16 protein-coding genes and 2 pseudogenes are annotated in these 14,310 nt (G+C 69.5%); 9 read left to right on the forward strand and 9 right to left on the reverse strand.

All coding sequences use genetic code 11. The features are described 5' to 3' along the window. Positions 1-512: 512 nt before the first annotated feature. A complete protein-coding gene (locus IE248_RS30595; RefSeq protein ID WP_190032303.1) occupies positions 513-878 on the reverse strand; it encodes a DoxX family protein in 366 nt (121 codons plus the stop codon). Between the two features lie 60 nt (positions 879-938). Between IE248_RS30595 and IE248_RS30600 the strand changes: the two genes are divergently transcribed. Then, the gene (locus tag IE248_RS30600) at positions 939-1,820 is read left to right on the forward strand and encodes a LysR family transcriptional regulator (RefSeq protein ID WP_190032304.1); all 882 of its coding nucleotides are present in this window, start codon (positions 939-941) and stop codon (positions 1,818-1,820) included. 251 nt (positions 1,821-2,071) lie between these two features. Further along, complete coding sequence (locus IE248_RS30605; RefSeq protein ID WP_190032305.1) at positions 2,072-2,647, forward strand: hypothetical protein; 576 nt, start codon at positions 2,072-2,074, stop codon at positions 2,645-2,647. A 490-nt stretch (positions 2,648-3,137) separates the two neighbouring features. Here IE248_RS30605 and lipP1 read toward each other — a convergent pair whose 3' ends face one another. Further along, on the reverse strand, positions 3,138-4,079 hold the full coding sequence (lipP1, locus tag IE248_RS30610) for a LipP1 family hormone-sensitive lipase (protein WP_190032306.1): 942 nt from the start codon (positions 4,077-4,079) through the stop codon (positions 3,138-3,140). Between the two features lie 111 nt (positions 4,080-4,190). Between lipP1 and IE248_RS30615 the strand changes: the two genes are divergently transcribed. Continuing rightward, positions 4,191-4,826, forward strand: a complete 636-nt coding sequence (locus IE248_RS30615; protein ID WP_190032307.1) for a TetR/AcrR family transcriptional regulator — start codon at positions 4,191-4,193, stop codon at positions 4,824-4,826. 308 nt (positions 4,827-5,134) lie between these two features. Further along, on the forward strand, positions 5,135-5,506 hold the full coding sequence (locus IE248_RS30620) for a hypothetical protein (protein ID WP_229895629.1): 372 nt from the start codon (positions 5,135-5,137) through the stop codon (positions 5,504-5,506). Positions 5,507-5,676: 170 nt separating this feature from the next. Here the strand turns inward: IE248_RS30620 and IE248_RS30625 are convergent, their stop codons facing one another. The 4 genes and pseudogenes from IE248_RS30625 to IE248_RS37765 form a co-directional block, all read right to left on the reverse strand. Beyond that, entirely contained in the window at positions 5,677-6,342 is a 666-nt protein-coding gene (locus IE248_RS30625; protein WP_373301665.1) for a VOC family protein, read from the reverse strand. A 318-nt stretch (positions 6,343-6,660) separates the two neighbouring features. Continuing rightward, a pseudogene (locus IE248_RS37760) lies at positions 6,661-6,819 on the reverse strand (helix-turn-helix domain-containing protein); the annotation flags it as partial. A 14-nt stretch (positions 6,820-6,833) separates the two neighbouring features. Further along, a complete protein-coding gene (locus tag IE248_RS30630; RefSeq protein ID WP_190032309.1) occupies positions 6,834-7,361 on the reverse strand; it encodes a DUF6879 family protein in 528 nt (175 codons plus the stop codon). Next, positions 7,342-7,598 (reverse strand): annotated as a pseudogene (locus IE248_RS37765) (hypothetical protein). Before IE248_RS37765 ends, IE248_RS30630 begins: the two are co-directional and overlap by 20 nt. A gap of 195 nt (positions 7,599-7,793) precedes the next feature. Here IE248_RS37765 and IE248_RS30635 point away from each other — a divergent pair. The 3 genes from IE248_RS30635 (at position 7,794) to IE248_RS30640 (ending at position 9,297) form a co-directional block, all read left to right on the forward strand. Then, positions 7,794-8,021 carry a hypothetical protein gene (locus IE248_RS30635; protein WP_190032310.1) on the forward strand — a complete coding sequence of 76 codons (228 nt, stop codon included), beginning with the start codon at positions 7,794-7,796 and terminating at the stop codon, positions 8,019-8,021. A 272-nt stretch (positions 8,022-8,293) separates the two neighbouring features. Next, positions 8,294-8,428, forward strand: coding sequence for a hypothetical protein (locus IE248_RS38300; RefSeq protein WP_268254110.1), 135 nt, complete (start codon positions 8,294-8,296; stop codon positions 8,426-8,428). Between the two features lie 140 nt (positions 8,429-8,568). Continuing rightward, positions 8,569-9,297 carry a hypothetical protein gene (locus IE248_RS30640; RefSeq protein ID WP_190032311.1) on the forward strand — a complete coding sequence of 243 codons (729 nt, stop codon included), beginning with the start codon at positions 8,569-8,571 and terminating at the stop codon, positions 9,295-9,297. Between the two features lie 38 nt (positions 9,298-9,335). Here IE248_RS30640 and IE248_RS30645 read toward each other — a convergent pair whose 3' ends face one another. After that, the gene (locus tag IE248_RS30645) at positions 9,336-9,668 is read right to left on the reverse strand and encodes an STAS domain-containing protein (protein ID WP_100584012.1); all 333 of its coding nucleotides are present in this window, start codon (positions 9,666-9,668) and stop codon (positions 9,336-9,338) included. A 959-nt stretch (positions 9,669-10,627) separates the two neighbouring features. Between IE248_RS30645 and lepB the strand changes: the two genes are divergently transcribed. Next, positions 10,628-11,239 (forward strand): signal peptidase I, encoded by a 612-nt coding sequence (gene lepB / locus IE248_RS30650; protein WP_159032180.1) that lies wholly within the window; start codon positions 10,628-10,630, stop codon positions 11,237-11,239. 734 nt (positions 11,240-11,973) lie between these two features. Here lepB and IE248_RS30655 read toward each other — a convergent pair. Continuing rightward, positions 11,974-12,582 carry an ester cyclase gene (locus tag IE248_RS30655; protein ID WP_073799199.1) on the reverse strand — a complete coding sequence of 203 codons (609 nt, stop codon included), beginning with the start codon at positions 12,580-12,582 and terminating at the stop codon, positions 11,974-11,976. A gap of 47 nt (positions 12,583-12,629) precedes the next feature. Next, positions 12,630-13,004, reverse strand: coding sequence for a DoxX family protein (locus IE248_RS30660; protein ID WP_190032312.1), 375 nt, complete (start codon positions 13,002-13,004; stop codon positions 12,630-12,632). Between the two features lie 117 nt (positions 13,005-13,121). On the opposite strand from IE248_RS30660, the gene IE248_RS30665 reads away from it, so the two are divergent. Next, entirely contained in the window at positions 13,122-13,601 is a 480-nt protein-coding gene (locus tag IE248_RS30665) for a MarR family winged helix-turn-helix transcriptional regulator (RefSeq protein WP_190032313.1), read from the forward strand. Positions 13,602-14,310 lie beyond the last annotated feature (709 nt).

The raw sequence follows: 14,310 nt of genomic DNA on the forward strand, positions 1-14,310 counted from the left end.
AAGCCCCGCGTTGCTCCCTCGCTCGGCGGACCGGGCCCCGGGCGTGGGAGGTCCGCGTAGGCCCGGGCCCGTACGCCTGGAATACGACGCAGCGCAATGCGGTGCCGACCGTCGGCTAGCGGGTCGAGCCGAGAAGGCCGGACTCACCCGCCCTCCCGCGCCAGGCCACGGCAGCCGCGCCCGAGCCCCTGGACTGCATCGCCTGAACAGCGCGGCCCAGGTCCCGAGCCGTCCGACGCACCTGCGGCCGGCCGTACAAATGTGTCGGGTGGCTGTCGGAGTTCGCGGGGGAGGCCCGTGCCAGGCGCGGACCTCCCCGCGGGCATCTCAGCCCTCTTCGATACCGGCGCGGCCGAGTCCGTCGTCAAGGGTGATGCAGAACGCGACGAGAAGAACCATCATCGAGACGAGGCCCTGTGATCACCAACTGCCGCCCGAACCGGCAGACATACGCTGCCGCTGAACGTGAACGAAGCCCTGAGTGTTCTCTCGGACATTGGGTGGTGTCGCCATCAGGAAGACACGGTCAATGCCAGCGAGGCGACGGCGGTGGCGAAGTAGAAACCGGGAAACGCGAGGTTGTAGAGCACGCGGGCGCGCAGATGGAAGGCGAGCGCGCCCAGGTAGAGGAGGACGAGACCGCAGGCCGCGGCGGCGCCGAGGAAGCGCGGTGCGGCGTCGAAGAGGCTGAGGAGGAGGCCCGCCGCACCGGCCAGCTTGAGGGCGGCCAGCCAGGGCAGCCAGGATCGGGGGACGCCCACCTCCGCTGAGTTGGCCACCACGAAGCGTGCCCCGGTGAGGTCGGCGGTCGCGATACCGACGTTGAGGGCTGCGGTGAGCAGGGTGACGACGAGGAGCGCGAGCTGGGTGCCGGTCATGCATTCAGGGTCCGCGGGGACGTCGTCACCGTCCAATACCTGCTTCTATAACCTGGTGGCATGGACCTGGATACGCGTCTGCTCCGGTACTTCGCTGTGGTGGCGGAGGAGGGCAGCCTGACCGGTGCGGCGGAGAGGCTGTTCGTCTCGCAGCCTGCGCTGACCAAGCAGATCCGGCGCCTGGAGGATGGTCTCGGGGTGCGGCTCTTCACGCGTTCGCGGTCGGGGATGACGCTGACCGAGGCTGGTCGGGAGCTTGCCTCGCGGGTGCCCGCACTGCTGGAGGGCTGGGACGAGGCGGTGCGGGCAACCGGGCGGGCGGCGCGGGTGTTGCGCCTGGGCTTTCTGGACGCGGGCGCGGTGGGGGTCGTACCTGAGGTCATCGCCGAGTTCCGCCGGGCGCGGCCGGAGTGGCGGGTGGAACTCCGGCAGTGCGCCTGGTCGGACCCGAGCGCGGGCCTGGCCCGGGGTGAGGTGGATGCGGCAGTGGTGCGTCTGCCGTTTCCGGGGCAGGAGCGTTTGACGGTGCGGGAGTTGTTCGTTGAGGAGCGTGGGGTGCTGCTACCGGCTCGGCATCCGCTCGCGAACAGCGAGACGGTGGAGTTCCGGGAGCTGTTGGACGAGCCGTTCGTCGCGGCCGGAGCCGAGACCGGAGCCTGGAGGGAGCACTGGCTGGCCACGGAGGAGCGGGACGGGCACCCCGTCCGGGTGGGGGCGGTCACCAGCCGTCCCGACGAGTGGCTCGGGGCGGTGGCCGGCGGCTGCGTGGCCCTGGCCCCGGCGTCGGCGGCCCGTTTCTACTGCCATCCGGACGTGGTGTTCCGTCCAGTCTCCGGGGTCTCACCCAGCCGGGTGGGGCTGGCCCGGCCTCGGGGGCGGATGCACGAGGCGGCACTGGATGAGCTGCTGGAGGCCATCGCGCGGCGGCTGAGCCGGAGCTGACGTCGGGTCCGACAGACCGCCGACGCGCGACCGCCAAGGACCTCGACGCGGGGTTGGGCGGCCCCACCAAGTGGTGGGAGGAAGTGCTGCCGTTCGGCACGGTGTGGGGGTCGAACATGTCTTCGGACGGGGATTTCGGAGTCAATATCATGGCGAATGACGCCGACAGCCACACTGACTACTGGAGAGATCACTCCTTGAGCATCGAGAACCAGGCAGAAGTGGTCGGCGGCCGTTTTGACAAGTCAAGCGTGGCTGACACGAGGGCGACCGGCCGCCGCATCCGCCGGACCACGAAGACGATCAGAGGCACCGCACTCGCCGTCGCTCTCACCGGCCTGCTGTCCCCACCGTCTGTGGGGTGTTCCACCGTGAAGGAGCTCGACTACACGCCGGTGCGGATGGATCTCGAACCGGCCCGTACGAAGACCAAGCAGGTCTCCAGCAGCCTCCTGGAGATGACCGGCGTCGAGGGCAAGGTGAGCGAACCCGGTCCGAGCGTCACCCGCTGCCGCGAGTACGGCGACGACCTGTTCTCCATGTCCCACCCCTGGTCGGTCTACGAGATCACCGACGAGCAGGTCGAGGCAGGTCTCATCAACCTGCGTAAGGCGCTCAACGGGAACGGCTGGAAGATCACCAAAGACGGCAAGGCCAACAGCCAGGCACAGGACCCGGAGATCTACGCCGAGAACGATGCCGAGCAGTTCGCGCTGCACGTGACCGGCAACAAGAAGTCCGCCACCGGGAACGCCATGATCCTCTTCAAGGTCGTCTCGAAGTGCTTCAAGGCGGAGTCCGCGAAGTCCCTCGACGGCGAGTACTGAGCGGCACCCGGGGGTGCCTCAGGGGGCACCGGTACGTCCCGGCCAGGCCGGCGGAAGCCTAGGTCCGAGGCGGCGGTTCCTCGGGTTCGCGACGGGAGCGGCCACTGCCGCAGGGCTCGGCACCGTGGGCGGCTGCGCGAACGACGGCGGGGCGGGGCAGCGGCCCGGTCCGGCCGGGCGTCGCCGCCCGCCGGGCCGGACGACAAGACGCCCGCGAGAGGGGCACGGGGCGTCGGCGTGAAGGCCGAGAACTCCCGTCCGGGCCAAGCCGACTTGGCCGTGACCAAGGCGGGCCCGGCGCGTGGGATCGAGGGGTACCCCATCGCACCGAACCGGCTGTCCGTCTCCGCACCACGCAGGCCGGCTGCGTAGTCGCCGAGCTCGGCCCGCTCCGTCCGCATCCCGGCGCGGTCCTGTCGCGGCCAGGTGGCTCCGGTCCCGGGCCCCGCCGTGCGGATGCGCGGCGGGACCCGGTGACGGCTGGGAGGCGTCAGTCGTTGAACGCCGTGGCGACGGCTTCTCCAAGCTGGTTCAGGACGTCCCGTGAGAGCTGCACCGACCCGGTGAACGAGAAGAAGGCGTGGATGGCGCCCCTCACCGGGAGGTGCTGGACCGGCACGCCGGCCGCGGCGAGCCTTTGCGCGTACCGGTCACCCTGGTCCCGCAGCGGATCGTGCTCAGCGGTGACGATGACGGCCGGCGGCAGGCCGGCCAGGTCGTCGGCGCGCGCCGGCGAGACGCGCGGGTCGGCCCCTTCGTCGGGCGTGGCGAGGTAGAGGCCCCAGAACCATTCGAGCCAGGCACGGGTCAGCAGAGGTCCGGCCATGTTCTCGTGCATCGAGGGGCTGTCGTCGAACCGGTCGACCGCTGGATACGCCAGGACCTGCAGGGCGATTCGCGGCCCCCCGCGGCGCCGGGCTTCCTGCGCGAGGGCGGCGGCGAGGTTGCCGCCGGCGCTCTCGCCGAACACCGCGATGTTCTGCCCGTCGCCGCCGAAGCTGTCGGCGTTGGCCGCGACCCAGCTGAGGGCGGCGTAGGCGTCTTCTATCGCGGCTGGGAAGCGGTGTTCCGGGGCGAGTCGGTAGTCGACGGAGACCACGATCGTGCCGGAGCGGTTGGCCATGGTGCGGGCGATGTGGTCCTGGCTGTCCAGGTCCCCGAGGACCCACCCGCCGCCGTGGAAGAAGACCGTCACGGGCAACTGCCCGGAGCTTGAGGCGCCGGCGGGGGTGTAGACGCGGACGGGGACCTCGATGCCTTCAGCGGCGGCCACGGTGTCGTGAACGCTGCTGACCGTCTCGGGGTCACCTGCGAGGGTGGCGAGGCTGCTCGCGAGGGCGCGGTTCTCCCCGACCGTCTGGCTCTCTGGTGCGGGGTCTCCGCCTTCGGCCAACTCTTTGAGCAGGGCGTCGATCTGAGGGTCAAGAGACATGGCGGTCACCGTCCTGAAGGCTGCCGGAGCACGGCAGATTGGAATCACTGCTCCAGTTCCTACGCCCTTCAGAGTTGGAATGGCAATTCCAACTCTTGGTACGGTGGACGCATGAACTCGCCAGCGGACGTCGAAGAGCCGGAACGGCGCCGACTCACCAAACCCGGCCGGAAGACCCGTGACCGCATCATCGAGGCCGCCGCTGAGTTGATGTTCCACCACGGTGTCGGGGGCACGAGCATCCCGGACATCCAGGCAGCCGCCGGAGTCAGCGCCTCGCAGATCTACCACTACTTCGGCGACAAGCGGGGCTTGGTCCTCGCCGTGGTCAACTTCCAGACCGACACCAAGCTCGACCAGCAGCGCCCGCTGCTGGACAAGCTGGACAGCATCGACGCACTGCGGGCCTGGTGCGACACGGCGGCTGACCGGCAGGACGCCATGGGGTGCGTGGGTGGCTGCGAGATCGGTTCGCTCGCCAGCGAACTCGCCGAGAGAGACCCCTCGGCCCGTACCGACCTCTCCGCCTCCTTCGACCGGTGGGAACTCCCCATCAGGTCGGGGCTCGTCCGCATGCAGACCCGCGGCGAGCTGAGCGAGCGCGCCGATGTCGCCGCACTGGCCACCGCCCTGATGGCCGCCATCCAGGGCGGCATGCTGCTGGCACAAGTCCGCCGGTCGAGCACCCCGTACCGGCACGCCGTGTCCGCGGTGATCGACCACATCGAGAGCTACGTCGTTCAGTGACCGCTCAGTCCCGACCGAGACGATCGAGGGCCTGGTCGACGACGTCCGGCAGTGGAACGTCGAGTTCAGGGTGGAAGCCGCCGAGCGGGACCTGCTGCGCTCACTGCAAGGAGCGGTGAAGGACGTCGTCCAACGCCGGGCGGGGTGAGCCGGCCGCCGAGAACGGTTGTCGGTGGGTTCTGAGAACGACCGCAGGTCGCAGCCCTGGAACTGTCGGTGAGAAGTAGGGACGGGCTGGTGCCCTTGTCTCGCGGTTCCGGTGCCGAAATTTCAGGACCGCAGGGTTCACCATGAGTGATGATCCCGTCATGAACAGGATGGTTGATCTCGATGAGGTGGCTGCGGTCTTGGCCAGTAGGGTGCCGGGGTGGAGGTCGGCCGGCCTCGAAGCGGGCCAGGTGACGTGGAGGGATGCCGAGGCGTCGTGGCCCCAGTCTCTGGAGACCGACAGGGCTCGGGTCCTCGACCCCGACTCGGTTGGCGTGGCCATCTCGGGTCCGGGAGGGGCCGAGCTGTCGGTCGTACTGTTCCGGGGCGGCTGGGCCGACGTGGACTTCATCGCCGGCCTCGACGACGCAGGCTGCCTCCCGGCCTCGGACGTCGCCTCAGCATCCGACTTCGAGGTCCGGATGGACAAGTGGGTCGCCCGTGTCTTCGGGGTCCGCAGAGGCGCTCAGTGAGCGCTGGTCCGTCTCGGTTCAGCTGGCAGGACGGTGTGCGGCCCGGGCCCGGCCCCGGAGTTCTGGCCCGGACACCATCCGCAACGTAACCGGCGGGTAGCTCTCGCCTCGTCGGACGTCTCGATTCCCGACATCGGGCCTGCCGTTGGGCGGGAGTGCGGGGCCGGAAGTCAGCGTTGCGTGCAGGTGAGCGACGTGGCAGCCTCCCAGGCAAACCCGTCCGGGTCGGTGAAAGCGTCGGCGGTGCCGCCGAGGACGATGCGGTGCGAGCCGGTGCCGTCGGCGGGAACACCGAGGTCCTTGGCCAGGGCGCGGCGCTTGTACAGCGCCAGCTTGACGGGGCTGGACTGACCGGAGGCGAACTCGACGTACTTGCTGCCGACGCTCTTGGCCACGGTCAGGCCCCGGGCGGCGTAGAACTGCTTGGTGGCCTTCACGGCCTCGACGCCGATCAGCAGAACGACCTCGTCGATCTCGCGGGTGGCGGGGCCGGTGTCCTTCTTCGCCGAGGTCGCGATCTTCCAGATCGTCCCGTCGGGGGCCTGCACGACGCCGCTGTAGCCCCACAGCGACTTCGCGGCGGGCTTCAGGACCGTGGCGCCGGCGTCCACGGCGGCGCCGACGAAGCCGTCGACGGTGGCCGGGTTGGACACCGTGAGCGCCAGGGTGAAGCCGCGGAAGCCCGTGGAGTGCGCCTCGGATGCCCGCAGTCGCAGGTACGCGTCCACGCCGAAGGCGCTGTAGAAGCGGCGAGCAGCCTCCGGGTCACCCACCTCAAGGGTGACGGACGTGAGGGACGTGTTTGCTGTGGTGGAAGCGGTGGTTGCCATGACCATCACGCTAGGGGCCGCACGGCGGCCGCGGCTTCTCGATTCCTGACCGGTTACTTTGCGGCTGGTGTCTGAGCCAAGTCTCCGCAGCCGGCCCGGGTCATGGCGAAGCGGTAGGTGTCAGTGCCGGTCTCATAGACCTTGGGCTCTGACAGAACCCGGGCCCCTTCATCGAGCAATGCACAACGCCATGACCGTGGCGCGCCGGGCGAGGGCCAAGCTGCAGCTCGACGGACACGAGGGTGTCGTCGTACATGTGGAACGTCTCCAGGGCCACTGTGCGCGTTCCCGGGTGGCCATGGGGATGATGCCGAGGCTCGCGAGGGTCCATGCATTCTCGATGCGCGAGGACTTCGAGTGCGTCCAGCCGCAGCCCAGGCCCAGCTCACTGCCGCTGAGCCCCGCCTCCGCGCGCAGTTCACGCAGGCGGTGAGCCACGCTGCGGCGGGCGGCCTGTGCCGCGGATGACGGGGAAACGGTCATGATCTGGGCTTCGCCTACCTGATCTCGAAACTGGCGTGCGGGATCGCCTGGGCCCAGACTGCTTCGAAGGCGTCCGCGCACAGCTTCGCCGCGGCAGGATCCTCGCTCATCTCGCCGCCCGCAGACGCGCCCTCACCGGAGAAGTGATTCCAGCGGATGAGGCGGCCGTCGATGAGCCAGAAGTCGTTGCCGGGGAGCGCGATGTCACTGGCCAGCCGCCGCGGCAACCATCGGACGTCCTCGCCGGCGGCCACGTTGGTGAACGTGCCGTCGTAAAGGAACCGCGTGTACTCGCTGACCGGCTCCGAGACGATACGGGCCCGGCGCACGGTCACGCCGCGGGCGACGGTGGTGGCGATGAGGTCGAGCCAGGGACGCCACCACGCGGCTCGGTCTGCGGGGTCGTGACGGTGCCCAGCACGCCAGTCCGCGAACGGGCCGGTCTCGTAGTCCACGGCGTAGGCGTCGCGCATCTCCAGGTGGACCACCGAGTGTTCGGCGGTGCCGAGGAGATCGGGCCAGCTAGGTGCGGTCAAGGGCATCGCAGGCCTCCCTGATCATGTGCACCATGCGCGCGGGGATCCGGATCACGGCCTCTCCCTCCGGGATGCCGACGCCGTGCCCGGGCAGTTCCAGGGCCGCGCACTGCGCCTCCAGGTCGGTCGTGGCTGGGCTTCCACCCCCTGGAGTACGAGTTCCTGGCGTTCCTCGTCAACCCACACGGTGGGGCCCTCGCCGTCGCTGCTGTCCGGGTCGATGCCGACGAAACGTAGCGCCATGGTGTCCTCCGTTCGCTCTGGTTGTGCACGGATGAACACCACAGTCGTGCGCGCAGGTTGGTGGGCCAAGAGTGCGCTTCCAGGTCGTCCGGATAGAGCCTCACCGTGAACATTGGTGCACATTCGTGGCGCCAAATCGGGGTTCCTCGTCACACTCGCAGCATCACCCACGGACGAAGGTAGGGAGAGCCACCGATGACGAGATGCAGATCCGCGTTCGGCGAGGTTCCGCACCGATTGCAGGGCAAGCAGGTCCGAGACGCGGCAACCGGGCGCGAAGGCCGGCTGATGGCCGTCCTGGAAGAGCCCCTCGCGGTTGTCGACGGCCGCCAGAGGTACGCCGAAACCGCCTACGTCCGGGGTGTCGATGCCCGTGAGTTCACCGCCTCACCCACGACGTTGATCGAGGGGGAAGGCCCGTGACGGAGCCGACCAGGCACCAGCTGCCCTACCCCTTCGCCCCCGTTCCCCAGTGCGCCTGAACCGGGATGCCGACGCCGCGGCGTACCGAAAACAGCCGGCTCCCGAAGCGGAGTGAGGAACGCGTGATCTCAAAGGCGTTCAACCCCACGATCACTGACGCGGTGACGTGTAAAGCCTGCTGGCGTGAGCCCGTCGAAGCCGTCCGCGTGGGGCAGGGCGTTCGTGACCTGCCGTGCCTGGACTGCGCCGAGGGGGGCTACCCAGCGCGCGTCTTGCAGTTCCCGCCGCTCGGCGTGTACGGGCTCAGCGCGGCGAAGGCGGAGCTGGGCAAGCACGCGGGCGGCCCGCCGCAGTTGCGGCCGCACCCCCGGCCCGCACCTGCCGTCGCTGCCTACCCCGACACCTAGGGTCCGTCTTCAAACTGATCTTGCCCGTGATGCGAGTGTGACCGCTGCTTCGTGGGAGGTGGCGGTCGCCGCACAGCTGCCTCCGGTGTCCTATGTACGGCATCTGGTCAGTGACCTGGTGTCAGATCTATCGTGAGGCAATGACGGCAGGCTGCGCGGGGGCGCCCGGCGGGGTGGAGCGGGGCGAGGCGGGGACGACGGACGTGGTGCTGCGGGCGGGCGGCGGCTCCTGGCGTACCGTGCCGCGCTCGCTGGGGAACGCCGCGCTGACCGCGCTCGGTACGGGCCCTCTCGGGCTCGCCCTCGTCCTGCCGGTGGCGGTGATCATGCTCTTCTCCGGCGCCGGCTGGGCCATGGTGGGAGTGGTGGCCCTCTGGATGGTGTCGGCTGCCGTCGCGGCTGGCTTCGCGGGCGCACTGGCCGCGGCCTGCTTCCGGGTGTACCGGATCAGGTTCTCCGCCGCCGGCGATCCTCCTGCCGTGCGACTGGTGCGCGGCCTGGGGAGCGGTCCGTGGCGGCCGGCGGAGGAGCCGGACCGTCTGCGCCTGGAACTGGAGATCGAGGAGCCGTACGCCGGGGACCCCCTCCCCGCCACCCGCGTCCTCACGCTGCGCCTGATCCGGGACGACTCCGACGTCTGCCGGGCCGTACTCCCACCGGACATCGATGCCCGACAGTTCCTCGCGACCTTGGAACAGGCCATGGGACCGGCCGTCTTGCTCGAACTTCACGTCAAGCGGATCACCCGTCCCGCGCCCCGGCTGCGCCCCCGCCGGGGTGGGCCTTCCGGCATCGGTATCAGCGGCGCCGGGGGCTACAGCTGCGGCGGCGGCAGCGGATGCGGCGGGGGCGGGGGCGGGGGCGGCTGAGCGGGCCGCTCCGTGGGAAAGCGGGCTGTGTAGCACCCTTAGTAGGTTTCCTGGGCGGGCCCGGGACTGAGGGCGAACAGGGAACGCGTGCCGCTGACGTCCAGGACCTGCAGGGTCTGGTCGGAGGCGCCGCACAGTTTGAGGGTCCCGCCTTCGGCGTGGGCGCGGTGGCGAAGCCTGAGGAGCATGTTGAGGGCGGCGGAGTCCATGAACGTCACGGCCGACAGGTCTACCAGAAGGGTCTGGCCCTGCAGGGGGAGCGCGTCGGTGGTCTCGGTGACGCGCGGGCAGGTGTTGATATCGAGTTCACCGGTCACGAACACGACGAACCGGCCGGTTTGCCGCGTGACGCCCACGTCGAAGGAGCGCATGGTTGGATCCGCCGTTCGCGATCAAAGCCCATGACGGCCGGTTCCCCGAAATGTGGGGCGGACAAGGCCGTCAAGCGCCGGCTCAGGGGCCGGGCACAGCCGAGCGGGGCCACCCGCACCACCCGCCAGTCACCTTCGGTGACCACACCGGAGCCCGGGGTCTCCCACCAGACCAGGCTGGGTTGCCCCTTGAGCCTGTCACGCCGGCGCCCGAATCACCACAGAGCCCCGGGAACCGTGTTGACCACGGCCTTGGACTGGTATGAAACCGCGGCTCGCTCCAGATCACCCACAGCGACGCTTGGTCCGTGCCTTTGGCGACGCCACCAGCCCTAGCCGTTCAGGCCGCGCCTCTCTCGACGAAGTGATCTTGAAAGAGTCGGGATGGGGATGGCCCAGAACCAGACCTCGCGGCCATCCGTATCTGGGCCGCGAGATGATCGCTAAGGCGGCGATGGCTGCGCCCGGAGACGCCGAAGAGGCCTATAGCACTCTCCGTCACGAATCGTGGGCCACAAGACGCTGATGCGTCGGCCTGCGAGGGGGAGGAGAGCTTGCGTGTCGCGATTCGATCGTGCGTGCGTGTCCTGACCGTGGCCACGGTCCCGATGCCGTGGCAGGCCCGCCCAAACTCCAGCAATCGAGGGACAACAGGACAATCCGGGAGCGGAGCCAGGGCCTGTGCGCGGGCCGGGGGCGGAACACGGTTCCTGGGGTACGTCGGTGTAGGCGAGTGCGCACCACACCGCCCGCCAGTTCGACCGTCGCCTTACTGCAGCCATGACCGCGCCACAGTTCGCTGTGCCGCCCCCTGCCGGAGCGTCAGACCCCCGGAAGGCGCCGCACCTGGTTACTGCCGCCCCAACCCAGCCGGTCCCATAGCCTTCCCGAACACATCGTCGATCTTGGGGGACTTGATGGGGCACAGGCCGGGGCACAGACGGGGATTTTGGGGAATCGTGCTGGTGGTGTTGGGTGTGGCGATGGCGTTCGCCGCGCTGGTGGCCATCGGCCGGCTGATGCCTCAGGGCGGGTACGACGGCCTGCGCATGGGGGACGACTCCATGGCGCCGTTCTCTCCTCGCGGCGCGGCGGTCTGGTACGAGCCGTGCGGTGCTGAGCGGGTCCACCGCGGTGATGTCGTCGTACTCTCCACTGGCAAGCCGGCCGGCGCCGTGGGTGTGGGAGGGCGGGTTGTGGCGGTTGGCGGGGACCGGCTCTCGTACCAGGTAGGCGACCGGACGCTGATGCTCAATGGGAACCCGCTCGCCGAACCGTACCTGCCAGCCGGGAGCCAGCCATCGGTCGTGGCCTTCGACGTCCAGGTCCCAGAGGGTCGGGTCGTGGCCCTCGGCGACAACCGAGCTGTCGCATATGGCCATGACTTCCCCAACGGCCGCCCCGGCACGTTCAACACGGCGGACATCCGGGGCAGAGCCGTCCCCAAACCGGACTGGCTTCTGGTGGCAGCCGGTGCGATCTCATTGGGCGTGCTACTCACCCTCGTGGGCGGCGGCCTGGGCCTGTCGGCACTGATCACCAGACGTCGCGCCCGCACCACACCAGCGTGACCACCGCACCGCGAGGGCTTGCCCGCGACGGGCGGAGGCGGGTGGCCTAAGCCGACGCGAGGCTGGGGCTGGACGGACCGTTCGTACGGATCCGCGCCCTGCGCTCCGGAGGGTCGGACCAACATCACGATCAGTCCGCGCCGACATGGGTGCGCGGATCAGGACCGGTGCGCAGAGCGCTCTGGGGCAGTACGACCGGGCCCGCCCTCGGCTCCGGCACATCCGTGACGATGTACCGGGGCCGCATTCGTGTGCGAGCGGACCGGCCGGGAGTCTGAGACGGGCCCGGCCGACTGATGTCCTCGAAGAGGGAGGCTACGAGGCCGCGACGGCAGAAGAGGGGACTTACGGACCCGGGCTCCGCCGCACTCGCACGCTACGCCCGCTGGCACTGCGCCCCGCGTCTACACCTGAGCGGGAGCTCACTGCCAGCTCTGGCTGGACGGCGGCGTACCTCCGCACGGCCGTTTCCCTCGACGGTGGGGCCGGCGGGCTGGACGCCGGCCTGAGCTGCCGGGGGCGAGCCGAGCATCGCGCTGGTGAGATGGGTGACGCTGTATCTGGTGTCGGTGAGGACGGAGGAGGTTCACACGTCGTGGTTGAACCATTGGTGATGTCGGGCTTCATCGCCGTGATGGTGTCCATCCGGGCCTGCCAGTCGGTGCTGGTGGTCCGCGTGTCCGTCCCTGCACGACCTGAAGGCGGGGCACCCCGCCTCCGGGCCACGCAACGGCTCAGGCGAGGCCGAGCTGCTTGTAGAAGGTCTGGTTGTCCCAGAAGAGGAACTCCTCGTCCATGACTCCGGCCTTGTTCCAGATGCCGACCGTGACCATGTTGATGGAGAATTTCTTGCCGGTCGGCTGGATGAAGCCGCCCTTGCCGTCCGGCATGGGACGGGTGAAGGTGCCCTGCATGACGCCGGTCACCGAGGTCAGGTTGCCCTTGGCGATGCGGTTCGGGTGCTCGGTGATGCGAGTGTCCGGCGCCCAGACGAACTGGCTCTTCATGTCGGCGATGTGCTGGTCGAGGCCGTCTGTGTAGTGGCCGTCGGGCCAGTGGACGCGGATGTTCTTCGCGTGGCTCTCATCGATCCGGTCCCACTGCTGACCGGAGTAGACGTTGAAGTCCAGGTCGTCGAAGACCTTCAGGTTCTTGCGCTCCCCGTGGGTCAGGTTGGTCGGCCAGGACGATTCGGCCTGCGAGGTGGAGGCAGGGTCTCCGAGCGGTTCCGGACTGCTCGCGGCCGAGGCTGCCAGGCCGGTCCCGGTGGCTGCCGCGGTGAGGACGAGGGCGCCCAGGACGGCGGCGCCCGCGCCCTTCAGGACGTTGCGACGGTTGATCATTTCGAACTCCTTGACTACGAGATCACACTGGGGTGAGGGGACGGGGGTCAGAAGGTGTAAGGGCCGAAGCGGCCCCAGGCCACGACGGCGGCCAGGACGAGCAGCAGCAGTGCGACCGGGAGGGCTGTCGCCTCCTTGCGGCGCAGGTGCAGCACGGTGGCGCCGAGCATGATCGCCACAAGGCCGGAGGCGGCCCAGGCGGCCAGGGCCGGCGCGATGCCGAGCGCGGCCGGGACGATCAGTCCCACGGCACCGAGCACCTCGACGGCGCCGACCGATTTGACGGCCCCGGGGGAGACGTCCGCGGTCCAGGCCATTCCGGAGGCGGCCAGTTTTTCTCGCGGCTGGCTGATCTTCATCAGTCCGGCCGCCAGGAATGTGAGCGCGAGCACACTGGCAATGACCCACAGGGCGGTGTTCATCAGGGGATTCCTCGTTCATTGACTTTAACCTTCAAGTTAGACGCTAGCCCCGATTGACTTGAAGCGTCAAGCGTCGACGAGTGGATTTGGCTTGAAGGGTCAAGTTAGGATGAGGTCATGGATACGCATGAGCCCCGCTGGCTGGACGCCGAGGAGAGGCAGACCTGGCTCTCCCTGGCCGCCATGGTGATCAACCTTTCAAACGCGCTGGACGCCCAGTTGCAGCGCGACGCGGGAATCAGCCACTTCGAGTACCAGGTCCTCGCCACCCTGTCCGAGGCCAACGAACGCACCATGCGCATGAGCGACCTGGCGGCCGTCACCAACGGCTCGCTCTCGCGCCTGTCCCACGTGGTCAAGCGCCTGGAGAAGCAGGGCTGGGTGCGCCGCACCCCCGACCCGGACAACGGCCGGTACACCCTGGCCGTCCTCACCGAAACCGGCTGGGAGAAAGTCGTCGCCACCGCCCCCGGCCATGTCGAGGAGGTCCGCCGACTCGTCCTGGACCCGCTCACCCAGGCCCATCAGCGCACCCTGCGCACCATCGGTCACCGCGTCAACCAGGCCATCGACCCCACCAGCACCTGCCAGGAATAACGATTGCCCCCACCTATCCACCCATTGGTCCGGCCCGCCCCGCGGGCGCTCACCGTGCGCTCGACAATCGATCCCACCGTGCCCGGCGCCGAGCCCCCACTCAGCACAACTGGACCCCAGTCGACGGCCTCCAACTGCTCGCGGCGGGCGGGGGCCGGTCGGACCGGCACGATCTAGCGAGACAAGTCTGGCCATCGGGGAGCCCAGGTCCTGAACGTCCCCTGGCCTGGGCTGGTGAGACTCCTGGTGGCGTCACCACCGGGGCCGCGACGCCGCCGGGCAAGCCGTGCTGGACCGGTGCCCGGGGAGCGTTGCACCCGCAGGGGGGCTGCCTCGTACGGTGGGCGGCCCGACGGAGCCAGGCTCTTGATCGGCAGTGGTCGGAGCGGCACACCGCGCCTTGGCGGCGCGGCGGCCATCGCCGGCGAGCGTGATCCTGCCGCACTCCGGGCGTCAGGATGCTGATCATGCCGGTGTGGCCGTTCCACCCCGCCTCGGCCTGCACCAGCCCGAGCGCTAAACCGCGGTCGACTCTGCGTCCGTCCCGGTATGCCCGGGCAGCGCAGCCCCGGCTCTTTTCCCGTACACGGCATGCGAGCACCCTGAAACGCCGCGGTACGGCTCCTGTGCCCGGGAGGCCCGGGGTCGCGCGCCGGTCAGGTGTGGACGTGGGCTGTTGGGGCCGTCCTGGTCGTCGGCGGTGTCGTTG

The sequence above is a fragment of the Streptomyces goshikiensis genome (genome assembly GCF_014650555.1).
Classification (GTDB): domain Bacteria; phylum Actinomycetota; class Actinomycetes; order Streptomycetales; family Streptomycetaceae; genus Streptomyces; species Streptomyces goshikiensis.

What these genes read in the sequence shown, in the direction of transcription:
- IE248_RS30595 (WP_190032303.1), bottom strand. Translation starts at nt 878, where the DNA reads ATGACCGGCACCCAGCTCGCGCTCCTCGTCGTCACCCTGCTCACCGCA.
- IE248_RS30600 (WP_190032304.1), top strand. Translation starts at nt 939, where the DNA reads ATGGACCTGGATACGCGTCTGCTCCGGTACTTCGCTGTGGTGGCGGAG.
- lipP1 (WP_190032306.1), bottom strand. Translation starts at nt 4,079, where the DNA reads ATGTCTCTTGACCCTCAGATCGACGCCCTGCTCAAAGAGTTGGCCGAA.
- IE248_RS30615 (WP_190032307.1), top strand. Translation starts at nt 4,191, where the DNA reads ATGAACTCGCCAGCGGACGTCGAAGAGCCGGAACGGCGCCGACTCACC.
- IE248_RS30620 (WP_229895629.1), top strand. Translation starts at nt 5,135, where the DNA reads ATGAACAGGATGGTTGATCTCGATGAGGTGGCTGCGGTCTTGGCCAGT.
- IE248_RS30625 (WP_373301665.1), bottom strand. Translation starts at nt 6,342, where the DNA reads ATGGTCATGGCAACCACCGCTTCCACCACAGCAAACACGTCCCTCACG.
- IE248_RS30630 (WP_190032309.1), bottom strand. Translation starts at nt 7,361, where the DNA reads ATGCCCTTGACCGCACCTAGCTGGCCCGATCTCCTCGGCACCGCCGAA.
- IE248_RS30635 (WP_190032310.1), top strand. Translation starts at nt 7,794, where the DNA reads ATGACGAGATGCAGATCCGCGTTCGGCGAGGTTCCGCACCGATTGCAG.
- IE248_RS30640 (WP_190032311.1), top strand. Translation starts at nt 8,569, where the DNA reads ATGACGGCAGGCTGCGCGGGGGCGCCCGGCGGGGTGGAGCGGGGCGAG.
- IE248_RS30645 (WP_100584012.1), bottom strand. Translation starts at nt 9,668, where the DNA reads ATGCGCTCCTTCGACGTGGGCGTCACGCGGCAAACCGGCCGGTTCGTC.
- IE248_RS30655 (WP_073799199.1), bottom strand. Translation starts at nt 12,582, where the DNA reads ATGATCAACCGTCGCAACGTCCTGAAGGGCGCGGGCGCCGCCGTCCTG.
- IE248_RS30660 (WP_190032312.1), bottom strand. Translation starts at nt 13,004, where the DNA reads ATGAACACCGCCCTGTGGGTCATTGCCAGTGTGCTCGCGCTCACATTC.
- IE248_RS30665 (WP_190032313.1), top strand. Translation starts at nt 13,122, where the DNA reads ATGGATACGCATGAGCCCCGCTGGCTGGACGCCGAGGAGAGGCAGACC.